The sequence below is a fragment of the Streptococcus sp. CCH8-H5 genome (genome assembly GCF_001556505.1).
Taxonomy (GTDB): Bacteria; Bacillota; Bacilli; order Lactobacillales; family Streptococcaceae; genus Streptococcus.
The window spans coordinates 122,114-139,790 of the sequence record NZ_LSIZ01000044.1; the positions used below are offsets into that span (position 1 = coordinate 122,114).

The 17,677-nt window shown below is 40.6% G+C and carries 23 protein-coding genes; 9 read left to right on the forward strand and 14 right to left on the reverse strand.

Going from position 1 to position 17,677, the window contains the following annotated elements:
• The first annotated feature begins 89 nt into the window (after positions 1-89).
• From AX663_RS04005 to AX663_RS04015, 3 genes are all read left to right on the forward strand, one after another.
• Positions 90-992: a glycoside hydrolase family 25 protein gene (locus tag AX663_RS04005; RefSeq protein WP_037597645.1), complete on the forward strand. Its 903-nt coding sequence runs from the start codon at positions 90-92 to the stop codon at positions 990-992.
• A 112-nt stretch (positions 993-1,104) separates the two neighbouring features.
• Complete coding sequence (locus AX663_RS04010) at positions 1,105-1,578, forward strand: aminoacyl-tRNA deacylase (protein WP_014634221.1); 474 nt, start codon at positions 1,105-1,107, stop codon at positions 1,576-1,578.
• Between the two features lie 2 nt (positions 1,579-1,580).
• Entirely contained in the window at positions 1,581-2,219 is a 639-nt protein-coding gene (locus AX663_RS04015) for a histidine phosphatase family protein (protein WP_014634220.1), read from the forward strand.
• 101 nt (positions 2,220-2,320) lie between these two features.
• On the opposite strand, the gene AX663_RS04020 is transcribed toward AX663_RS04015, so the two are convergent.
• The 4 genes from AX663_RS04020 to AX663_RS04035 all read right to left on the reverse strand — a co-directional run bounded on the left by AX663_RS04020 (position 2,321) and on the right by AX663_RS04035 (position 5,826).
• Positions 2,321-2,740, reverse strand: a complete 420-nt coding sequence (locus tag AX663_RS04020) for a hypothetical protein (RefSeq protein ID WP_060972767.1) — start codon at positions 2,738-2,740, stop codon at positions 2,321-2,323.
• A 57-nt stretch (positions 2,741-2,797) separates the two neighbouring features.
• Positions 2,798-3,700 (reverse strand): HAD family hydrolase, encoded by a 903-nt coding sequence (locus tag AX663_RS04025; protein WP_002890593.1) that lies wholly within the window; start codon positions 3,698-3,700, stop codon positions 2,798-2,800.
• 320 nt (positions 3,701-4,020) lie between these two features.
• Positions 4,021-4,500 carry a hypothetical protein gene (locus tag AX663_RS04030; protein ID WP_004182767.1) on the reverse strand — a complete coding sequence of 160 codons (480 nt, stop codon included), beginning with the start codon at positions 4,498-4,500 and terminating at the stop codon, positions 4,021-4,023.
• A 12-nt stretch (positions 4,501-4,512) separates the two neighbouring features.
• Positions 4,513-5,826 carry a LysM peptidoglycan-binding domain-containing protein gene (locus AX663_RS04035; protein WP_060972768.1) on the reverse strand — a complete coding sequence of 438 codons (1,314 nt, stop codon included), beginning with the start codon at positions 5,824-5,826 and terminating at the stop codon, positions 4,513-4,515.
• A 227-nt stretch (positions 5,827-6,053) separates the two neighbouring features.
• Between AX663_RS04035 and lysS the strand changes: the two genes are divergently transcribed.
• Together lysS and AX663_RS04045 are read left to right on the forward strand one after the other, a co-directional pair.
• Complete coding sequence (lysS, locus tag AX663_RS04040) at positions 6,054-7,544, forward strand: lysine--tRNA ligase (RefSeq protein WP_014634217.1); 1,491 nt, start codon at positions 6,054-6,056, stop codon at positions 7,542-7,544.
• A gap of 51 nt (positions 7,545-7,595) precedes the next feature.
• Positions 7,596-8,141, forward strand: coding sequence for a DUF7832 domain-containing protein (locus AX663_RS04045; RefSeq protein WP_060972769.1), 546 nt, complete (start codon positions 7,596-7,598; stop codon positions 8,139-8,141).
• Positions 8,142-8,180: 39 nt separating this feature from the next.
• Here AX663_RS04045 and AX663_RS04050 read toward each other — a convergent pair whose 3' ends face one another.
• Complete coding sequence (locus AX663_RS04050; RefSeq protein WP_060972770.1) at positions 8,181-8,489, reverse strand: hypothetical protein; 309 nt, start codon at positions 8,487-8,489, stop codon at positions 8,181-8,183.
• 207 nt (positions 8,490-8,696) lie between these two features.
• Between AX663_RS04050 and AX663_RS04055 the strand changes: the two genes are divergently transcribed.
• The gene (locus AX663_RS04055; protein WP_060972771.1) at positions 8,697-10,031 is read left to right on the forward strand and encodes an Nramp family divalent metal transporter; all 1,335 of its coding nucleotides are present in this window, start codon (positions 8,697-8,699) and stop codon (positions 10,029-10,031) included.
• Between the two features lie 36 nt (positions 10,032-10,067).
• Here the strand turns inward: AX663_RS04055 and AX663_RS04060 are convergent, their stop codons facing one another.
• Entirely contained in the window at positions 10,068-10,280 is a 213-nt protein-coding gene (locus tag AX663_RS04060; RefSeq protein WP_002886106.1) for a YdbC family protein, read from the reverse strand.
• 124 nt (positions 10,281-10,404) lie between these two features.
• Between AX663_RS04060 and AX663_RS04065 the strand changes: the two genes are divergently transcribed.
• Positions 10,405-10,689: a hypothetical protein gene (locus AX663_RS04065; protein ID WP_004182773.1), complete on the forward strand. Its 285-nt coding sequence runs from the start codon at positions 10,405-10,407 to the stop codon at positions 10,687-10,689.
• A gap of 95 nt (positions 10,690-10,784) precedes the next feature.
• Positions 10,785-11,324 (forward strand): biotin transporter BioY, encoded by a 540-nt coding sequence (locus tag AX663_RS04070; RefSeq protein ID WP_060972772.1) that lies wholly within the window; start codon positions 10,785-10,787, stop codon positions 11,322-11,324.
• A gap of 45 nt (positions 11,325-11,369) precedes the next feature.
• Here AX663_RS04070 and AX663_RS10305 read toward each other — a convergent pair whose 3' ends face one another.
• From AX663_RS10305 to AX663_RS04085, 3 genes are all read right to left on the reverse strand, one after another.
• Complete coding sequence (locus AX663_RS10305) at positions 11,370-11,687, reverse strand: CHY zinc finger protein (RefSeq protein ID WP_082759643.1); 318 nt, start codon at positions 11,685-11,687, stop codon at positions 11,370-11,372.
• Entirely contained in the window at positions 11,687-12,973 is a 1,287-nt protein-coding gene (locus AX663_RS04080) for a peptidase U32 family protein (RefSeq protein ID WP_004182776.1), read from the reverse strand. The genes AX663_RS10305 and AX663_RS04080 overlap by 1 nt, the downstream gene beginning before the upstream one ends.
• Before the next feature lie 95 nt (positions 12,974-13,068).
• Positions 13,069-13,998 carry a peptidase U32 family protein gene (locus AX663_RS04085; RefSeq protein WP_002886038.1) on the reverse strand — a complete coding sequence of 310 codons (930 nt, stop codon included), beginning with the start codon at positions 13,996-13,998 and terminating at the stop codon, positions 13,069-13,071.
• Positions 13,999-14,236: 238 nt separating this feature from the next.
• On the opposite strand from AX663_RS04085, the gene AX663_RS04090 reads away from it, so the two are divergent.
• Positions 14,237-14,533 (forward strand): DUF3270 domain-containing protein, encoded by a 297-nt coding sequence (locus AX663_RS04090; RefSeq protein ID WP_002890571.1) that lies wholly within the window; start codon positions 14,237-14,239, stop codon positions 14,531-14,533.
• 56 nt (positions 14,534-14,589) lie between these two features.
• Here the strand turns inward: AX663_RS04090 and AX663_RS04095 are convergent, their stop codons facing one another.
• The 5 genes from AX663_RS04095 to AX663_RS04115 all read right to left on the reverse strand — a co-directional run bounded on the left by AX663_RS04095 (position 14,590) and on the right by AX663_RS04115 (position 17,676).
• Positions 14,590-15,030 carry a YtxH domain-containing protein gene (locus tag AX663_RS04095; RefSeq protein ID WP_060972774.1) on the reverse strand — a complete coding sequence of 147 codons (441 nt, stop codon included), beginning with the start codon at positions 15,028-15,030 and terminating at the stop codon, positions 14,590-14,592.
• Positions 15,031-15,042: 12 nt separating this feature from the next.
• A complete protein-coding gene (locus tag AX663_RS04100) occupies positions 15,043-15,441 on the reverse strand; it encodes a DUF948 domain-containing protein (RefSeq protein WP_002890564.1) in 399 nt (132 codons plus the stop codon).
• A gap of 124 nt (positions 15,442-15,565) precedes the next feature.
• Positions 15,566-16,357 (reverse strand): prolipoprotein diacylglyceryl transferase, encoded by a 792-nt coding sequence (lgt, locus tag AX663_RS04105; RefSeq protein WP_060972775.1) that lies wholly within the window; start codon positions 16,355-16,357, stop codon positions 15,566-15,568.
• Positions 16,357-17,286: an HPr(Ser) kinase/phosphatase gene (hprK, locus tag AX663_RS04110; RefSeq protein ID WP_060972776.1), complete on the reverse strand. Its 930-nt coding sequence runs from the start codon at positions 17,284-17,286 to the stop codon at positions 16,357-16,359. The genes lgt and hprK overlap by 1 nt, the downstream gene beginning before the upstream one ends.
• A gap of 126 nt (positions 17,287-17,412) precedes the next feature.
• Positions 17,413-17,676 (reverse strand): PspC domain-containing protein, encoded by a 264-nt coding sequence (locus AX663_RS04115; RefSeq protein ID WP_002890561.1) that lies wholly within the window; start codon positions 17,674-17,676, stop codon positions 17,413-17,415.
• Position 17,677 lies beyond the last annotated feature (1 nt).

The following is a 17,677-nucleotide window of genomic DNA, read 5'->3' on the forward strand; positions in this document are numbered from 1 at the left end:
TTTTGGAAATCAGTCACTTTAATATCTCTCACAGAATTTATAAACACTCTATTTTGCATTTTTGCACTATTTAAGGTAAAATGGGAGTAATGAGAAAAAGAATAAAACCGATCGTTGTTTACGTGGTTCTAGCTCTTTTAGGATTAGCATTAGTTATTGCAAATATTCACAATACGTCCAAACAGCAGGCGCATCTCCAAAACGTGAAATCTGCTCTTCCTTATGCTACTACACCAAAAACAACAACCAGTAGTACATCTAGCAGTTCCGACGAGGAGCTGATACTCAATCCCATTATCGACCTTTCGGGGTGGCAACTACCTCAGGATATCGATTACGATGTCTTGTCAAATCATATTTCTGGTGCTATTATCCGCGTCTTCGGTGGATCACAGATTAGTAAGGATAGCAATGCCGCTAGTTCGAATGGGGTCGACAAATCTTTTAAAACACATATCAAAGAACTCAAAAAACGTGACGTTCCAGTTGCCGTCTATTCCTACGCTCAAGGTACTTCTGTTAAAGAGATGAAGGAAGAAGCTCGTATTTTCTACAAAAATGCTTCTCCATATAAACCTACCTATTATTGGATTGACGTTGAAGAAGAAACCATGTCTAACATGGAGCAAGGTGTCCAAGCCTTTCTCGCTGAGCTCAAACGTCTAGGAGCTGAAAACGTTGGTCTCTATATTGGTGCTTATTTCATGCTTGAGCAAGAAGTTTCAACTAAAAACTTTGATGCTGTTTGGATTCCAGCCTACGGTACCGATTCTGGTTATTACGAGGCTTTACCAAACACTGAAATCGACTATGACCTTCACCAGTATACGTCTCAAGGAAGCCTTCCAGGTTTCGACAACATCCTAGATCTTAACCAAATCAATCCAGAGAAAAACAAACGTAAAACCTTTGAAAAACTCTTTGGTAAGATTAAGCAAAAACCAACTAAAAATAAGAAGACTACTTCGACAAGTTCATCTAGTAGTCAGTAAAAACCAGTGTCTAAGGCACTGGTTTTCTTCTTGTCAAATTGGTTTAGGCGTGTTCGGACGAATGTGTTATAATGGATGGTAGAAATGTATAACTTTAAAAGGAGATATGACAATGGCTAAGAAAGGCAAAGTCAAGAAAACCTTGGTTGACCAAATTCTTGATAAAGCTAAAATTGACCATGATAGCTTATCCTTCAATGGTTTAGAAGGAGAGCTTCCAGAAGATGTGGCACGTGAGAGCATTTATAAAACCCTCGCCCTTAAGGGAGATAAGACAGGACCAGTCATCGGCATCGTCCCTATCACCGAGCACCTGTCTGAAAAGAAATTAGCTAAAATTTCAGGGAACAAGAAAGTTCAAATGATTCCACAAAAGGATCTCCAAAAAACGACTGGCTATGTTCACGGAGCCAACAACCCAGTGGGAATTCGCCAAAAACACAATTTCCCTATTTACATCGATCAGTCTGCCCAAGAAGCTGGTTTCCTTATTGTCTCAGCGGGAGAAATTGGGCGCTCTATCCGTATCAATAGTCAAGAACTTGCTGATTTTGTTAATGCTGAATTTGCTGATATTAAGGAGTAATCATGAAACTGTATTTTGTACGTCACGGTAAAACTGAGTGGAACTTGGAAGGCCGACTTCAAGGCGCCAAGGGAGACTCGCCTTTGCTTAAAGAATCTGTTGAACAAGTACGTGAGCTAGGTCACTATCTTAGTGACACTCATTTTGACTTGGTCTTCTCAAGTGACCTACCACGTGCTAAAAAAACTACAGAGCTCATCATGGAGTCTCAAAAACCTAAAGCTAAAGTTACCTACACTAAAGCTTTGCGTGAATGGCAGCTTGGCAAACTGGAAGGACAAAAAATTTCACTCGTTCAGGCCATCTATCCAAAAGAAATGGATGCCTTCCGTCATAACCTAGCCAACTTCCGTGCTAATGACTTCCAAGCTGAATCTGTTTACCAGACAACCAAACGTGTGGCCGAATTTGTCAAAACACTTAAAGATAGTGATGCTAAAAATGTCCTCATTGTTGGTCACGGAGCTAACCTAACAGCTTCTATCCGTACCCTCCTTGGTTTTGAACCTGGTCTTCTTCGTAAGGCAGGAGGTCTTGACAATGCTTCTGTCACTATTCTCGAAACCAATGATTTCGAGCACTTCACTCTCAAATGTTGGAATGATACATCTTATATGGATGAACAAAACAAGATTAGCTAAAATCATCGACTAACTTCATAAGACAAGCGATCCTGGTCAAGGGTCGCTTTTTTGCACTCAAAAAGCTCTTAAAGCCCACTACTTCAAGAGCTTCACCGCCATTATTTCCAACTCGGTTCCTCTGGCAAACGGTCTAATTCAACACCAAATCCTCGAGCCAAATCATCTAATTCCTTTTCGAAAACGTCTAGTTCCTGTAAGACAAGATCATACTGTCCTTCAGACAATAAACGCTTAAAACGAAGACCACGACTCAAAACAAATTCCATATCTATTTTGACAGTTCTATGAACATGTTCCCAATAGTTGTTAGCAAACTCTCGTTGCTTTTCTTCAGTATTAAGGTGGTCTGCTAATGCATTATAGGAATCCCAGGCAAGGCACTTCATCTGCTCTGCATCTCTAACACCTTTAAAGAGATCGTCACGTTTAGCTTCGAGTGCTTCTACCTCTTTTCTCAATGCATCACGTTCAGCACTTAGTGCTTCAATATCATCTTTCAAGTTGTTAATTTCTGACATTTTCAAACTCCTTATCTCACGTTCTAGACAATAAAACGGCCATACGAGGCCGCTCTATCATCTTCCATATTTCATACGAAGGATTTTTTCCTGATTAGCATTCAAACGAAGAAGGATAACCACTTTATCAATACTCATATTGCTCTCAAGAAGACGTTCAGCCGCCATCATAAGACCATTATTGATACCTAGTTGAAGGACTGGATTTTCATTATCATTGATATCAAAGATATATTTGTTATTTGGAAGGTCGAAAAGAACTTTCACCGCTCCAAAGAGTTGCTCAAAACTATCAATTTCCAAGTCAAAGACTGGCTTAGTACCTGGTTTAAGGCTACGTCCACGGTGGTTAAACCACATAGAATGCCAACCACCATTGAAGGCCCCCATGACATCATTGTCATAAGAATCTCCAACATAGAGCGTCGTCGATGGATTCATGTCAAATTGCTCAGCTGCGAGGTTGAAGATTTCCTTCTCAGGCTTTTGGAAACCTGTCGCCTGACTGACGATGACACGCTTAGGATCAACGTAATCATAAAGTCCCAACTTCTTAACCTTTTTAAGTTGATGCTCTGTTGGTCCATTGGTAATAATCCCCATAGGAACATTTTTTTCTTTAAGGAAATCAAGGGTCATGCGCATTTCATCAAGCATGGTGATATTCTCCAATTCATGCTCGTAAACCTCTTGGAAATGGTTACCCGTTTCTTCATCAATTTCACGATAGCCAAACTCCAAAAGGGTCTCTTTACAGCGCCAAAAACGGAAATACTCGGTTGTCCACTCACCTGCCATTACACGTGGAAAACCAACATCAGAATAGTGGCGGAAACGAATGTAGGCTTGATTCATGTGACTCATATCAAAGTCAGGGAAACATTTTTCCATGGCAATACGATAAGGTGCCTGTTGGTCGTAAATAGTATCGTCAACGTCAAAAACAATAGAGGTAATCATCTGTCCGTTCTTTCTTATATCATTCTCTTGTCAGAGACTTAGGTAAATTAAGAGATCTAACAACTAAACTGCAATATCAGTCAGCTCCTAATTTAATCTTCAGTCTTGCAAAAGTAAACTTTAAGTCAACTGTCTTGGGGCAATCTTACTCGTCTATTTTTTATCAGAATGCAATTGCCCAAACAGTCTTATTATACCGTTTTTACCCTTTCTTTTCAATTTTTGACCCCACTTAAGAAAAGATTATTCGTGTTTTGAAGATAGAAAAAGGTTTGGAACAATTTGTCCCAAACCTAATGCATCTTGTCATATTTAGACGCTTATTTAATTTCTTTGAAAGTCATTTTTTGTTTGACTTCACCCTGACCACCTTTGGCAATCTGGTAATAGAAATCTTTTGATGTGAAGTGGTCACCATAAGCAAAGACCTTGTTGTACTGCCATTGCGACAATTGATCGTCTTCTTTTTTACCAAGAGTCAATGTTGTTTTTGTCACACTGTATTCCCACTTAGCTGTTTGGTCATTATAGGCCTTGTCAAAGTCAGTCTGACTCTTAGCAGCATTAACCACTGTCGTACGATCTTGACTCACAAGTGCCTTGTTCCCGCCTTCTTGGAAGGCTACGTACATGACACGATTATTGACCTCACCATTTAGAGAACTTGAGTATTGGTAAACCTTACCAGGTACAACACTATCCAAATGGTGTGTTCCCCAGTAATAGAAAGCACCAAATCCAGCTCCCGTAACCAAGAGACAAGCGAGAACGACACTAATAATGATATTTCTCTTTGACATGTCTTGCCATCTCTATTCGTCACCAGTTAGGTCAGAGAAAGTTGCCTCTGAGTCCGTTTCAGTATGGCTTGAAGAACTTGATGATGAACGTTCAAGGCTTGATGAGCTTGAACTCATGCGTGTTTCTGTTTGAGAATCATCACTTGATGACGCCTTAGATTCTGAAGATTTTTCAGTGCTTGATGATGAACTTTCTTTTTCTTTGTAAACATCAACGTTGAAAGCCCACTTATCACCCTTATAACTTACCTGAATTTGAGCATATTTTGACTTGATAAGATCTGACATCTTACTATCCCTGTTAAGAGCGTCATAAATCTTTTGAGCAAGAGCCTTGGCATTAGCTTCCGTTTTGGCACCATCTTTAGGTCCATCAACAATATCTTTAGCCTTTGGCGTTTCACCTTGAAGGTAGAGAGCTGTGCTTTCAGTGTCCTTCTTAGCTGTAGCATTTACACCAGTCTTATCATCTGCATGTGAGAAGAAAGTCCATGCTGGACCACCTGAACGATTTTGTCGATAAATATTTGAGAATTCTTCTTGAACCTTGTCTTGGAAAGCATCATCAGTCAATTCTTTTTCCTTAGAACTTTCTGTACTTGCTTTACTTTCACTACTGCTTGCTGTTGAGCTTGATGCAGAAGATGAAGATGAAGATCCACTTGTTGAACTTGATGAAGCATCTTTAGATTCAGATGATGATGAAGAAGAGTCCTTGCCATCTTTAGAATCTTTAGTATCTTTGTCTTTATCGTTGTTATTGTTTGTAGTGCTATTTGAGAATGAAACGCTATTGTCAGAATTATCTGGAGCGTAAATCACTGTATTCTTAGAATGGTCATCAGAGACAAAAGTGCTGTTATTGATAATCACTCGGTTGTTATCACCGTAGTAGTTGTTGATAACAATCTTAGAATGTGCACAACGGTAACCATTACCAGTCACATGGTAACCTGCTGGGACATCACCATCACGTTTCAAGATGAGGACGTCACCTGCGAAGATAAGGTCAATATTCTGAATATTATTATCATAGGCTAATTTCTCAATAGAAATTCCAGTTGCTTGAGAGATACCCCACAAGGTATCTCCCCATTGAATCACGTACTGTTGGCCATCTAACTGCTGTGGATTGATATTCTGAGTTGTCAAATTATTTGTAATTTGTTCAGGTGTGCTGGCAATCCAGTTTGTAATATCAGCAGCGTGAGCACTCGTTTGATTTTGATAAAAGCTATCTGCTAACACAGATACCGTAGGCATCCCAATAGGTGCTAGTAAAGCGCCAAGCATCACGGCTTTACTAACATAATTTTTCTTTTTCATCGTATTTCCTCCTTATATCATACGAAACTTACTTTGCTATTGTACACCCTTTTTATTATATTTGTCAATAAATTCTATAACTTTCTAATCAAAGATTAATGCTAGTTAACGATTTGTCCTAAAAATAGACAAATCCTAGCTTTATTTATCTGACATTTAATCATTTGTCCTATCTTTAGAAGGTGATTTATGATACAATAATTACGACTATTTTATGGAGGACTAACATGTCAAATCAACACATGGAAGAATTAAACGATCAACAGATTGTCCGTCGTGAAAAAATGGCGGCCTTGGCTGAACAAGGAATCGATCCTTTTGGTAAGCGATTCGAACGCACAGCTACATCTGGTCAATTAAAAGAAAAATACGCTGACAAAACAAAAGAAGAATTGCACGAAATCAACGAAACTGCTACAATCGCAGGTCGTTTGATGACTAAACGTGGTAAAGGTAAAGTTGGCTTCGCACACATCCAAGACCGCGATGGTCAAATCCAAATCTACGTACGTAAAGATGCTGTCGGTGAAGAAAACTACGACATCTTCAAGAAAGCTGACCTTGGTGACTTCCTCGGCGTCGAAGGTGAAGTTATGCGTACAGATATGGGAGAACTTTCTATCAAGGCTACTCATATCACGCACTTGTCTAAAGCCCTTCGCCCATTGCCTGAGAAATTCCACGGACTTTCAGACGTTGAAACCATCTACCGTAAACGTTACCTCGATTTGATTTCTAACCGTGAAAGCTTTGACCGCTTTGTCACACGTTCAAAAATCATTTCTGAAATCCGTCGCTACCTCGATGCTCAAGGTTTCCTTGAAGTCGAAACACCTGTTCTTCACAATGAAGCTGGTGGTGCTGCTGCTAAGCCTTTCATCACTCACCACAATGCACAAAACATCGACATGGTACTTCGTATCGCGACTGAGCTCCACCTCAAACGTCTCATTGTTGGTGGTATGGAACGTGTTTACGAAATCGGACGTATCTTCCGTAACGAAGGTATGGATGCCACTCACAACCCTGAGTTCACATCTATCGAAGTTTACCAAGCTTACGCTGATTTCCACGATATCATGAACTTGACTGAAGGTATCATCCAACACGCTGCTAAAGCGGTTAAAGGTGATGGACCTATCAACTACCAAGGAACTGAAATCAAGATCAACGAACCATTCAAACGCATCCACATGGTTGATGCAATCAAGGAAATCACTGGCGTTGACTTCTGGCAAGATATGACTTTGGATGAAGCCAAAGCAATCGCTGCAGAAAAGAATGTTCCAGTTGAAAAACACTACACTGAAGTTGGTCACATCATCAACGCCTTCTTCGAAGAATTCGTTGAAGAAACATTGATTCAACCAACTTTCATTTACGGTCACCCAGTTGCTGTGTCTCCATTGGCTAAGAAAAACCCAGAAGATCCACGCTTCACTGACCGTTTCGAGCTCTTCATCATGACAAAAGAGTACGGAAATGCCTTCACCGAATTGAACGACCCAATCGATCAATTGTCACGTTTCGAAGCACAAGCTGCTGCTAAAGAACTCGGTGACGACGAAGCAACAGGCATCGACTACGACTACGTTGAAGCCCTCGAATACGGTATGCCACCAACAGGTGGACTCGGAATCGGTATCGACCGTCTCTGCATGCTCCTCACTGATACAACAACTATCCGTGATGTCTTGTTGTTCCCAACGATGAAATAATAATCATATCCCATTATTGAATAATGGGATATTTTTATATGAGGTATAAACGTGTTTAAAAAAATGAAGTCCCTTTTTAAGAAAAAATCAACTGTGGTTGAACAGTCTGAGACAAAGATCGAAAAAAGTCAATTAGACTTACCCATAGACCGTGCAGATTATTTCTTCGAACACGCACTTGTATTTTATTGTGAAGAAAATGATATCCCGTCAGAAAAACTAAGCCAATCAGACATGCTAGAGATTAGTAAAAGAGCTGCTTTTCATCTCAGTATCTTCGTCGCCTGGCTAGCAAAACATGATTTTCTGAATCTCCAAAGTGATGGATTTAACCTTGAGGATGCACAAAAACTCAAGAATGAAACGATTACGGGTACAGACTATCTCTTTAAACATCTTGATGAAAAACTCTATTCAACTGATATCAGTAACACACTCCTTCCCTTCATCTCTGATTTTTATGAAGATTACATGGATTTCTGTTATACAGTCTTGGTTGATGATGTTGCTAGAACTGAATTTGACTGGAAAATCTATCACTTGGTTGAAGATGATATTGACGAGATGTTCAGCCAATATAAAAGTCACATCAGATAATATTAAAAAACGCTTCCCTCAATCAAGAGAAGCATTTTCTTATTTCCAAAATTTTGCCTTTGAAGCTGCGACCCAAGCTGACAAACAAGCAAGGGCTACTACTGCATAGATAGCGTATTGTTTCGCAGGATAGAGCCAGGCTTTGTTTTCTTCATGCCAGCGAGACTTCCAAAGGCCGATGTAATCGCCCGTCATTCCAGGATTTTTAAGGCGCTCCATGTAGTTGGCAGGTAGGTTATCTGGCTGATTCATCTGCACGTTAATGATAAAGATAACCAAAGCAAGCGCAATGACAACTAGGAGTGCCAGGGTAATCTTTTTCTTAGCTGTTAGTTGAAATGTTTTCAATTATTTTTTCTCCCTCATCTATGAAATCATCTACTCTTATAGTTTAATATAAAAAGACAATTCTGAAAAGTCGTCTATGACATCAATGAAGGATAAGTCAGTACCTTTCAAAACCTTGCACATCTTCCTCATAGTGTTATAATAAAATTGTCGGTCTGTCTAGAAATAATGCAACTTTTAGGCAGAATGACTTAGAAAGAGGTGTTTATGACATCTTCAAAAAAGGTTTCCCTTTCTGAGGTAAACCAATCCATAGATACACCAAATAATAATCGTTTTTGGCAAAATCTTAAGGCTTTCTTGGGACCTGGGGCTCTCGTGGCCGTGGGTTACATGGATCCAGGGAACTGGATTACCAGTGTCGTCGGTGGGGCGACCTACAAGTATAGTCTTCTTTTTGTCATCTTAATTTCATCTTTAATCGCTATGCAGTTGCAACAAATGGCTGGAAAGTTAGGGATTGTGACTCAAATGGACCTGGCTCAAGCGACGGCCTACCACTCGCCCAAATGGTTGCGATACACGCTTTGGGTGATTCTGGAGCTTGCCTTAATGGCGACAGATTTGGCTGAGGTGCTTGGTTCTGCCATCGCACTTAACCTGCTCTTTGGTATTCCAATTATGGTTGCCATTCTGGTGACAGTCCTAGATGTCTTCCTACTCCTACTCATCATGAAGCTGGGATTCAAGAAAATCGAGGCTATTGTTTCAACCTTGATTTTGACCATCTTGGTTATCTTTGTCTACCTGGTAGCCTTGTCTGAGCCTAGTATTACGGGAATCCTCGAGGGTTATCTCCCTACGCCAGCGCTCTTTGAACCACATGCTGCTGGGCACACCAACCAGTTGACTTTGGCACTTGGGATTGTGGGTGCAACTGTTATGCCACATAACCTCTACTTGCACTCATCCTTGTCACAGACTCGTAAGGTTGACTATTCAGATGGTAAAGACGTGACCAAGGCTGTCCGTTTCATGACCTGGGATTCTAACATCCAGTTGACTTTGGCCTTTGTGGTTAACTCTCTCCTCTTGATTTTGGGAGCAGCTCTCTTCTTTGGTCACGCTTCTGATATTTCAGCCTTCTCACAAATGTACAATGCCCTCCAGGACTCTAAGATTGCTGGTGCGGTTGCTAGTTCAACACTTTCAACTCTCTTTGCCTTGGCACTCTTGGCTAGTGGTCAAAACTCTACCATTACTGGTACCCTAACTGGTCAGATTGTCATGGAAGGCTTCCTCCACATGAGGTTACCACAGTGGGTAATTCGTTTGTTCACACGTCTCTTCGCCTTGCTACCTGTTATCATTGTAGCCATTCTCTACGGCGATCAAGAAAAGACACTGGATCAACTCTTGGTTTATTCACAAGTATTCCTTTCAATTGCCTTGCCATTCTCAATTTTCCCTTTGATTTACTATACTTCAAAAAAATCACTCATGGGAAAACACGTCAATGCCAAGTGGAATACCTTCCTCGGTTATGCCATCGCTATTGTCCTAACCATTCTCAATCTCAAACTTATCTTTGATACGTTTTAAACAAAAAAATAAGGCCAGCGCCATGCTGACCTTGTTTTAGTTTTTGAAAGCGTCAACGAGAACTTGGAATTCTTCGTTGCTGAGGGTAATCCCCTTGCCCATCTTGGTATGGTCTGGACTCCATGTACGGATGTCATATTTAGCCGGTGCGCCATTAAAGCTCACACGATTGAGTTCCTTAGTCCAGCCCTTGTCATTCTCAGACAAGACCAAGAGTTTTTCTTCAATTTCAAATGAAAATTCTGCCATTTGCTTACCTCCACTAGCTTTATTCGTTTTTTTCTGTGAAAATTGTGTGTTTTAGAATGAAGTTATCCACAAAATTTCACCTTTCATGCTATAATTATTTTATCAAGAAACGAGGGAAATGACCATGATAAACTTTTTAGAAGCGGTAAAGCATCAGCTTCATCAGTTTGTGGAAACAGGTCACAGCAAACCTGTCCACCTAATGCAAAATCAGCTTATCAATGATATCTATCATGCTATTGATCATAACCAAATGGTCATGCTGACATCCAATCAGAAGACCTATAAGGGCTACATCAACCGTTATGACAGGGAGCGACAAGCCATCTTTATCGAGCAAGATAAGATTATCAGCATGATTGAACTTAAAGAAATCAAACGTCTAAAAATCATATCACAACGAGGTTAAGTTTATCAGTTAACCTCGTTTTATTATTTGGTTGACTATTTTAAAATCACTTGCTATAATAAGTTAACTATTTATTTAGAAAAGGTTAACTAAAAATGACACAAAATCGTACACTGTTACTTATTCTTCCAGCTTTTGGTGCTGCCATCATTGCTGCCCTAGCTCAAATCATCATTCCAATTGGAGCAGTTCCCATTACTCTGCAAACTTTTGCTGTCGGACTTGTTGCTGCCATCCTTAAACCAAGAGAGGCGACACTTGCTGCTACCCTCTACCTGATTCTAGGCGCCATTGGTCTACCAGTTTTTGCAGGTGGAGGCGGTGGACTCCAAGCCTTCTTTAGCCCTTCAGCTGGCTATTTGTTGGCCTATCCATTTTTCGCCTTTGTCACTTCAAAACTGACTCATGCTGAGACTCCTATTTGGAAAATCTTTGTGGCTTTTGTTTTGGGTGATGCACTTGTTTTTGTCGGTGGTATCCTCAGCCTGCACTTTCTCGGAAAGATGGGCTGGTCTGCAGCTGTAGCTGTTGGCTTGACACCCTTTATTATTCCTGACCTCTTAAAAGGTCTCATCGTCGCTTTGGTGACTAAGCCAGTCTTAAAAGCTCTTAAAAATCATAGTTACTTTAACTAAAAAAGATTGAAGACTTTGTTCATGTGAACAGAATCTTCAATCTTTTTATTTTTCAAAATAAATATCATAGTGCTTTGAACAAGCTGGGTTGAAGGCACTGTGACAATTGGGACAAGCTTCTACATCTTGATACTCCTCAATGGTCATCTCATGCCTACAAACGCCACAGATAAGGACCTTGTCCTGCTTCAATTGACAAGGATAAGCTCGAAAGCTATGTTCCTCCAAGCTATCATGACACTGATAACAGGCATAATACTTCAGACACTCAAAGCATTTTAAGGCAACAATATCTAGAAAGGAATGATAGTGTTGGCATCTACTCTGGTCATCTACTAGGAGGCCATTGATTTGTCTTGTCATTAGGCACGAACAGTTTTACTTGAACCGTCTTTTTGGTAGAGGTTAATCAAACCTTCTTTGGTTGAACGAATCATATCACCAGGTTTAACTTCTTGTGGGACAGTGATAGTAAGAAGTTCCATAGGGTTTGGTGCACGGTCAATCTTGTTACCATTAGCATCGTGAAGGTCTTTGATATCACATTCAAAATGACGGAAGCCTGGTCCGTAGAATTCAACGTGGTCACCTTCGAGAATAACGTTACGTTGACGGATTGTAGCTGTCATAGTGGCTGGATCAAAGTCTACTACTTCACCAACGAATTTGTATTGTGGAATCTTACGACGGGCACCAAAGAGTTGCTCGTTTTCTGTTGGTGTCTTGTAGTAGAAACCTGTTGCCAATTCACGTTGGGCAACTTTCCAGAGTTCGTTAATCAAATCATCTTTGATGGCGTAGAAGGCTTCTGCACTTTCCATGTAAGCGTCACAAGCAGCCTTGTAGCAGTTAGCAACTGTTGATACATAGTGGACAGATTTCATACGACCTTCGATTTTAAGGCTGTCAACACCATTATCGATAAGGTCTGGGATATTTTCAATCATACACATGTCAACAGCTGACATTGAGTATTCTTCAGGAACTTCACCGTGGATACTCTTTCGCTCTTGGCCGAATGGCATGTCGTAAAGATCATATTTCCAACGGCATGACTGTGAGCAACCACCACGGTTGGCATCACGGTCTGACATGTGGTTAGAAAGGGTACAGCGACCTGAGTATGAGATACACATAGCACCATGGACAAAGGCCTCAATTTCAAGGTCCGTACGTTTACGGATTTCAGCCAATTCCTCCATAGTAACCTCACGTGCCAAAACAACACGGGTCAAGCCATACTGTTTCCAAAAATGGAAGGTTTCAACGTTTGTCGCAGATGCTTGCGTTGACAAGTGGATATTAAGTCCTGGAGCGTAGGTTGAACAGATTTCAATCAAGGCTGGGTCAGATACGATAACGGCATCGAGTCCCATATCACGCAATTCACGGAACCACTCACCAGCTCCTTTTTCATTTCCTTCATGGGTAACCATGTTTGAGGCGACGTGCACATCAACACCTCGTGCGTGAGCGTATTCGATACCTTCGCGAAGCTCATCCATGGTAAAGTTTCCGGCACGGCTACGCAAACCATAGGCTTGTCCACCAACGAAAACAGCATCTGCGCCGTAATTTACAGCGACTTTCAATTTTTCCAAAGTCCCAGCAGGTACCAAAACCTCTGGGCGTTTTTTAGTTGTAGTCATAATTTCTCCAATTTGCAAGATTGTCGATTTTTGTTTTTAGAAGTCTCCTTCGTTCCCTGAAAATGGAAAACTCTCAAACGAAAGAGGAAGGATTATTATTTTACACGGTCAGGTTCATAATCATAGAAACCTGTGTCCAAACCACGGTTGGCTGGGTGTAATTTATGAATAGCCTCATCAAAGAGGAAGGCTTGATCTTGTGAAAATTCGCCAGCCTCGATGAGGTCACGAGCCTTCACAAAATACTCAGTGATTTTTACGAAGTTTTCACCTGGGCAATAAACACCGTCCAACTTCCAGTGGTCAAAACCATGTTCAACGAGCTCTGAAAGTTTAGTCATCATATCCAAGTCATTATTGGCAAAGATATGTGTTCCATGCAAGTCTTCGTAAACTGAGTAGTGAGAATCTGGGTCACCAGGCTCAGAAAGGAAGAGGTCACGTTCTTTGGTAACAGCTTCATCCGTTTTGATAAAGTTGTAGTAGTTTTGAAGAAGCGGACGTTTAGAGTGGTGAATGATACTTGCACCGTAAACCAAAACCTCGGCTGGAATTTGAAGATTTTCAGCCATGACGAAAAGTTCCGCAGACGGAATTTCACGAGCCAAAACAGCTTCAGAAGCTCCAGCTTGTTTGCCCCAGAAATTAATCTGACGGCTAGAGGTTACCATGGTTGAAGCATCATAAATCATTTTGAAGGGACGTTTGTCACGGTTACAGATGTAGAAAACCCCTGCATCACCAACCGTGATGTAATCTGCCTTGATTTCTTCAAGAAAATCAAGGTAGTCTGGAAGAGCATCCATCATACCTTGGTGCATGAGGGCGTTAACGGCAACAGTCAATTCCTTGCCAGACTCATGTACCAGCTCTGCAATCTTTCGCATCTCTGCGAATGAAAAAGGCTTAGGCAAACGAAGGCCAAAAGCTTTTTCGCCGATGTAAATACGATCTACGCCAAGTTCTAGGAGCTCACGTGCCTGCTCGTAGCTCTCAGCAGTCGCTGTAATCACTATTTTTTCCATAACTCACATTATAGCACAAATGATTTGATTTTTTTAGAATTTTTAGGTTTAAACAACCGTATCTAAATATTTTAAATTAGTTTTTAAATACTATAATTTTCACAAAAATCAAAAAAAACTTTGCAATATAAAATATTTATGGTATTATTAATGAGATTCTAAATAGTGAAATACTGATTAAGTATTTTAACCTACACGAAAAAGTGATTTAGATATTTTATATAGAAAGGAGGCAGACATGGCTGACAACTTACACCGTCAATTTGATCACATTGAAGATTTCGAGACTGAGCATCCTCAAACGACGAATTATCAAGATTATCAAGGTCTAAATAGTAATAGTATTAAACTACAAGATATGATTTTCTTTGGACGTATCTCAAGCTTCTGTGTTTCAACAGTCCTAGTTGCCTTCCTTTTCTTAGTAGCACAGGTGGCTACCTTCTGGGCCTTCTTCTGGGCAATTACCATTAGCGTCATTGGTCAGATAGGCATTTATGTCCTAATCGAATATTATAAAGCACAAAAACGTTGACTGCTGGTCAACGTTTTTTTCGTACTAAAAAAAGAAAGCCTCATGTGCTTTCTTTATTATTTTGCTTCTGCTGCTTCTTCAGAGATATCTTTAATATCAATGACGATATCATCAACGATAGCTTTTGTTTCTGCTTCAACATCCGCTTGTTCAGGAGTTACTTGAGCTGTTTTCTCCTTGATAAGTTCAAAGCTTTCTTTTGCAAAGTCAGCAACTTGAGCTGTTTTTTCTTGAACGGCTTTTGTCAAATCATCTGCAGTGATTTCACCATTTTCAAATTTTGCTTTGTAGTCTTGGAAAGTATCGACTGCCAAATCTTTGTAGTCGCTAGCTTTTTCCACTACTTGATTTTGATAAGCTTTAGGATCTTCTTTGAATGAAGCGATTTCTTCATCGATACGTGATTTGACAGCTTTACCTTTTTCAGTTGTAAAGAAGTAAGCTGCTGCAGCTCCAGAAGCTGCACCAATGATTAGGGTGTTTAAAAATTTACTCATGAAAAGACCTCCTTATTTTTTCTTGTCTTTTTTACCAAATAGTTTTGAAGCAACTTTACCGATAGCAAAGGCTGAACCCGCCTTACCGACACTTGCTCCTGCTGCACTTGCTTTAGCACCGAGGTAACGAGCTTCAGTATTCAAGTCAGAAACACTTTCTGAAAGCTCAGCTACTGCTACAAAGAGAGGATCGATTGTTTGAACTTTTTCATTAACATCTTCAACCAAGACGTTAGCCTTAGCCAAGATTTCATTTGTTTGATGAAGGGTTACATTAATGTCTGTACGAAGCACAGCAACTGTTTCTTCAACTTCTTTGACCACATGACGTGTACGAAGTAGGGTAGGGATCAATGCAACGAGGAACGCAGCAAGTGCGATTGCGATAATAAGAAATGCAATTTCTGCCATAGTTTAGGACTCCTTTGACCTTTTTAAAAGGTCGCTACAAGAAAACTGAGGTAAAATCTCCAGTTTCCAGTGACCTTTGTTATGATAATTTTCATTATATTATAACAAAGTCTGAGCTATATGACTAGTTTTTCATTTTATAATCTGCCTCTGGACGTTGCTTTCGCAAATATAGTAAGATAGCACCCAAGATGATAATGGCGATGCTGACCCATTGAGAAACACGCAAGCCAGCAAACATGAGGCTATCGGTACGCATGCCTTCAATGACAAAACGTCCAAGACCATACCAGATAAGGTAAAATGAGGTCACATCTCCTTGACGTAGTTTCTTATTAAAGCGTCTTAGTCCTAGGATAGTGATAAATCCGACTAAGTTCCAGAGACTTTCATAAAGAAAGGTCGGTACACGATAACTCCCATCAATGAACATCTGCTGGCGAATAAATTCTGGGACATAATTCAGATGACTAACTGCTCTTCCGTAAGCCTCTTGGTTAACAAAGTTTCCCCAGCGACCGATACTCTGAGCAAGCATAACACCAGGTGCTGCAATATCAAGAAAATCCAAGACAGCAATGGCATGACGTTTCGAAAACCAATAGAGGACAGCTGCACCAGCAATCAAGCCACCATAAATGGCAATTCCGCCATTCCAAATCGCAAAAATTTCTGAAGGATTCTGACTGTAGTAAGACCACTGGAAGATCACATAGTAGAGCCTTGCACCAACAAGGGCTATAGGAAAGGCAAGAAGAATAAAATCTAGAATGTTTTCAGGGTCAATTCCCTTTTCGGGAGCCCAACGCTGAGCCAGATAAACTGCAAGTAAGAGACCAGATACAATACAGATGGCATACCAATGAATACTAATGGGGCCAATCCTTAGAGCAATAGGATCAATAGTAGCTAACATTAGTCTTCACCATTCTTACTAATGAGGTTGGTCAAACGTTCCTCAAAGGTTTTGGTTGCATCAAATCCCATTTGCTTAGCACGGTAGTTCATAGCTGCAGCCTCGATAACAACTGATACGTTACGTCCTGTCTTAACAGGAATACGGACACGTGGAATCTTAACGCCTTGCAATTCGATTTCTTCGTTTCCGTTTCCAAGACGATCAAAGGTCTTGCCATTTTCGAAATTCTCAAGATAAATGGCCAACTGAACTTGAGAGGAATTACGGACAGCACTAGCTCCGTAGAGACTCATGACATCAATGATACCAACCCCACGAATTTCAAGAAGATGGCGGAGGATTTCCGCGGGCTCACCCCAGAGAGTCTCCTCATCCTTAGCATAAACATCCACACGGTCGTCAGCGACAAGACGGTGACCACGTTTCACCAACTCAAGCCCTGTCTCACTCTTACCGATGCCAGAGTCTCCTTGAATAAGAACTCCCATCCCGTAGATATCTACCAAAACACCATGGACACTAGTTCGTTCAGCTAATTGCGAGTTAAGATACCAAGACATGTCACCTGAAAGCGACGATGTGCCGTTTCGTCCTTGAAGAACTGCTACACCATTTTCCTTAGCAGCTCGAAGCATCTCTTCCGGAATCTCAAGACCACGCGCCACGATAACAGCTGGAGTTTCCGCTTTAAACATATTCGCAAAAACAGAATAACGGTTGTAATCAGTCATGGTTTTAAGGTAGGACCACTCCTTCATCCCAACCAACTGAAGTCGTTCAGGTGAATAATAGTCAAAATACCCCGTCATTTCTAAACCAGGACGAGAGATATCAGCTGTTGTTATCGCTTTTGCCAAAAGCTCCTTATTTCCATAGACAACCTTGAGTTTAAGCCTATCAACCAGCATTTTAACAGTTACTGTCATGTTATTTCCTCCGATTATTTACTAGTTTCATTGTATCATAAAAAGGTTTTCAATGCGGTTCTCAAAGCAAAAAAGACCTATGACTAGCACTAAGGCCAATCATAGATCTTTTCTATTATAATTTACTCACCAATTCCACTCGTCTTCGACAGGTTCAGCGTTTTTACGTTTACGTCCATCCTTGAGTTTGATTTCGGGATAAATATCTTCTTTGTAAGGAAGGAGAAAGGCTAAAACCAAGTATAGAAAGATTCCAAACTGCGTTGAAACCATTAGAATAACAGCCAAGATACGAGCCAAAGCTAGGTCCCAACCAAACTTATCTGCCAAACCTGCAACAACACCGGCGACGAGTCTATTTTTTCGTGTTTTATAAAAACGATTTGACATG